The sequence below is a fragment of the Pedobacter sp. 01T416_2 genome, from assembly GCF_056398925.1.
The window spans coordinates 1-4,234 of sequence record NZ_JBFTQI010000527.1 but is presented as its reverse complement, the minus strand read 5'-3'; the positions used below and the strand labels follow the sequence as shown (position 1 = coordinate 4,234).

Annotated in this window: 3 protein-coding genes; all 3 read right to left on the bottom strand. The window is 35.1% G+C overall.

Features of this window, described 5'->3' with window-relative positions:
* Positions 1 to 1,772, bottom strand: a 1,772-nt coding sequence (locus tag AC1DPQ_RS19580; protein WP_477610607.1) for a TonB-dependent receptor plug domain-containing protein, incomplete at its 3' end; no start/stop codon positions are given.
* 130 nt (positions 1,773 to 1,902) lie between these two features.
* Positions 1,903 to 3,090 (bottom strand): ROK family protein, encoded by a 1,188-nt coding sequence (locus AC1DPQ_RS19575; RefSeq protein WP_477610606.1) that lies wholly within the window; start codon positions 3,088 to 3,090, stop codon positions 1,903 to 1,905.
* 425 nt (positions 3,091 to 3,515) lie between these two features.
* Positions 3,516 to 4,234 (bottom strand): signal peptidase I (gene lepB / locus AC1DPQ_RS19570; protein WP_477610605.1); only part of this gene is annotated, 719 nt, incomplete at its 5' end.

Genomic DNA, 4,234 nt, shown 5'->3' with positions numbered 1-4,234 from the left:
GGATTAATTGAGTTCCCAATAGAGTATACATCAGGAATTTTAAGCCCGCCATTGGTATAAGATCTGTTATAAAATGCAGAATTACCAAGATTTTTTTGATAAGTTTCCCCACCTAATGAAGCATTTAATTCAAAATCGTTTGATAATTGTTTTGTTGCATTTAATAAACCCTGAATACGATAAGATTTATTGGTATTTTGTGTTATCTCATAATCGCCACCTGAAAAGGCTACACCAGCTCCTCTATTTTTTCTTTCATAAGCAATATTATAAAAGTTAGTATTGGTTCTTACCAAAGCAGAAAGCCATGGAAGGATTTTGATATTTACGTCAATATTGGCCAATAAATTATTTTCTTTTTGCGTTCTGTTATCATTTTGAAGTCCATAGGCAAATGATCCTATACCATAAGGGTCATAAAGATTACGATTGCTGGAACCTAAAGCACCACCAGTTACCGGGTTGATATTGTTATCAATATAAGCACTTAAATCAACGTTTCTAGGCTTATAATACGTAAATGCAAATAATGGGTTATTGGCACTTCCTTGTCTTGCCGGATTCAATGAATTCGACATCGTATAATTTACACTCGCATCAACAGAAATTGATTTTGAAATTACCCTGGTCACTCTAAGCGCAAATGCATCTCTTTTTAAGTTATTACCGGGTAAAACACTTGAATTATATAAATTGGTATAAGCTAAACGATAAGTTGTGTTTTCATTTGCACCTTCAACTGATACATTGGTATTGATGAATTTTCCGGTATTAAAATAATCTAATGGATTATTGGCTACCCATGGCCTAACTACCCCATCTAAATCTTTAACCATTCTTCCATCCAATTTAGGGCCAAAAGAATATCCACCTACATAATAACCGGCCTGCTGATCAACAACATCCATCCCATTTGCATCTTTTGCAAAAACAGGTGAAATTCCACCTCCATACTCATTTTGAAGATCTACAAATTTATAAGCATCGTCAAAAGAACTGGTTTGTGAAACAGTTACACCTAAACCTTTGGTAGTTTTACCTTTTTTTGACGTAATAAGGAGTACACCACCAGCTGCTTTAGATCCATATAGTGCCGAAGCTGCAGCTCCTTTTAACACACTAATGCTTTCTATATCATCAGAATTAATATTTTTCATGATATTACCAAAATCTGCGGCATCACCCCATGAATCTGCTCCAGAGGTGCCAGGTTCTAACAATATACCGTCATAAACCACCAAAGGTTGTGTATTTGAACTTAACGATGAATTACCTCTGATTCTTATTCTGGAAGAAGAAGAAGGACCACTGGCACCTTGATTGATCATAACCCCTGCTACTTTACCCTGTAAAGCATTTACCACATTGGCGTTATTTGCTTGTGCTAATTCTGCTCCACCAACAGCTGTTGCAGAATAACTTAGTCTTTTAACTTCTTTTTTAACACCAAAACCAGTAACAATAACTTCATTTAGTGATTTGGAATCATCGTGCATTACAATAGCCAGATTTGATGAGGCAGCAACTTCTTGAGTGACTAAACCAATAGATTTAAAAATCAATCTAGCGCCATCTTTTACCGTAAGGGTAAATCTACCTTCGGCGTTGGTAGAAGTTCCATTTTGAGTTCCCTTTTCGAGAACACTCACCCCAGGAATGGGATCACCGGACGCGTCTTTAACGGTACCAGTAATATTCTTCTGTGCAAAAGCGGTTATTGTTAAAAAACATAACAATAGCACACTTAGACACTTTAAGTACATTTTTTTCATAATTTTATTTGTTTAGTTGATATTAGTTTGAAATAATTCGGGACTTGGTTGAGGATCATTTTTTCATTTATGCATACAGTTCGCTTATTAGTTAAAAACTTGTTTAATTCTTTATTCAATTGAAATTAGCTTAATCAAATAAGCTATTTTCGACCATCAAACTGGCGGCAGCCAATAATTCAGCCTCATCACTTAAACTAGAGCATTTAATTTCTGTTTGTTCGGCTACCCGAGGTATACAAAACTCGTTAATTGCCTGTTGTATTGGCGGCAGAAGCATTTTTCCAGCTTTTGCACCACGGCCACTTAATACAATCCGTTCAGGATTCATAATATGGATTAAAGTTGCCAATCCTTTACCAATCTGAAATGCGGCATCAGCTAAAATAGAAATAGCAACAGGGTCTTGTTTTACAACTGCATTCAAGAAATGATCTACATGGCTTTTACTTTTATCATTAAAAAGCGTTCTTAAACTTGTTTCTTCTCCATTTTTTACCGCTGTTTCTGCTTTTTGAACCATCACCAAAAGAGACGTTTCCACTTCAAGGCATCCCCGCTTACCACAAGAGCACAAGGTATTGGAATTAGATAAAGGGATATGGCTAAATTCGCCAGCATAACCGCTACTCCCCCGGTATAATTTGCCATTAATAATCATCCCTAAACCTGTGCCCCAGCCAATATTAACTACAAGCACATCTTTTAAATTTCTTGCTTCACCAAAGTTCAATTCAGCTAAGGCAATCAAACTCGAGTCGTTATCTATGTAAACCGGTAAACTTAATTTTTTAGCGAGATAGTCTTGCAGGCTTATATCGTTTTCAACCTGCATAAATGAATAGTTCATTCCCTTCTCTGCATTTACAAAACCCGGCATACCAATACCAATTCCCAATAAATTTTCTTTATTGATTGTTGATTTCTTTATGCAGTGGTCAATAAATTCAATTAAAGTATCAGCACTTTTACTCTCGGTCATGTCTAAATCAATCACCTGCGTGGGTAAAACCTGATGATTTGACAAATCATATATGGTTAATTGACTGGTTAACTGATCCATTGCTACTGCTATTATATACCTTTTGTAATCAGGGTTTAATAAAAAATTTAAAGGGCGGCGGCCCCCGGTAGATGGTGCCAATCCTTGCTCTATAATTAAGCCGTCTTCTATCAAAGCATTTACAGTCGACGTAATTAGAGGCAGGCTCTTTTTAGTACGTTTACTTAAATCGGTAAGCGATGATTTTTTTTTATAATAAAGTAGCTTAATAATGTCGGCCCTTAGTCGTTGTGCTTTCTTAATAGTTGCTGACATTTTTTTAATTTGGTTACATAAAAATATAAAAAAAACAAAAGAAATGCAATCTTTTTAAAAAAATTAAAAAGAAAGTTATTTTATATACATATTCACAAAAACATGATACTGGTTTTGTTTCATAATCTGTTTGGTAAGGGTTAGTTAAATTGGTTAGTTACTTTATCAGTATTATTCGATTAGTAGTTTGCAATAATAATTTGAACTATTTAATCATGGGAAAAACTGAACCCATTAATTTTATCAGGAGATGTAAATTGAATATACAGTTAGATTTTTACATGTTTTTTACTAACCACTGACATAACAAACTTATGAAAAAAAAATATAAACAATGAAGACTTTTTAATTTTTTTAAAAAGGTGATTTTGGCACAAAAAAAAAGCCTGCGTAAAGCAAGCTTTTTCAAAAAAATATCCTATAAATTAATGGATGCCCATAAACAACCTGCTCCATCTTATTTTATGCAAGAAAGATGCAGTACTATCCCAGCTCATCCAAACAAATAAAGCTTTACCTACAATATGGTCTTCTGGCACAAAACCCCAATAACGCGAATCGGCCGAATTGTGACGGTTATCACCCATCATCCAATAGTAGTCCATTTTAAAAGTATAAGTAGTGGCTACTTTATCATTAATATACCAAATACCTGCTTTTTGCTCTACTTTATTTCCTTCGTAAGTTCTAATAGCCCTGTAGTACAGCGGCATGGTATTGCTATCGATTTTAACGGTCCATCCTTTTGAAGGGATTTTAATCGGCCCGAAGTTATCCCTGTTCCATACTCTGTTGGGATCGTTCGGAAAAACACCTCCCGGAACATCCCCAGCAGCATCGGGACTTAAGGTAACTGATTTCACAAAATCAAATGCTTTTAATTTACCGGCAATTTCTGGCGATGCATCTACAACGTATGTCTTATCTGCAATAGCAGGTGTTCCGCCTAAATTAAGTTTAAATTCATCAAGTATAGAATAATTAAAGTCCATGGTTTTAAACTCGATGCGATATGGCATCATACCCGTGTTTTTTAAAGGCTCATTTTTGCCATTTACATTGGCAATACCATTGCTCATCGAAATTACATCGCCCGGAATACCTATACATCTTTTAATAAAATTCTCCCGTTTATCTACCGGGC

Coding starts and splice junctions, on each gene's coding strand:
- AC1DPQ_RS19575 (WP_477610606.1), bottom strand. CDS start 3,090: ATGTCAGCAACTATTAAGAAAGCACAACGACTAAGGGCCGACATTATT.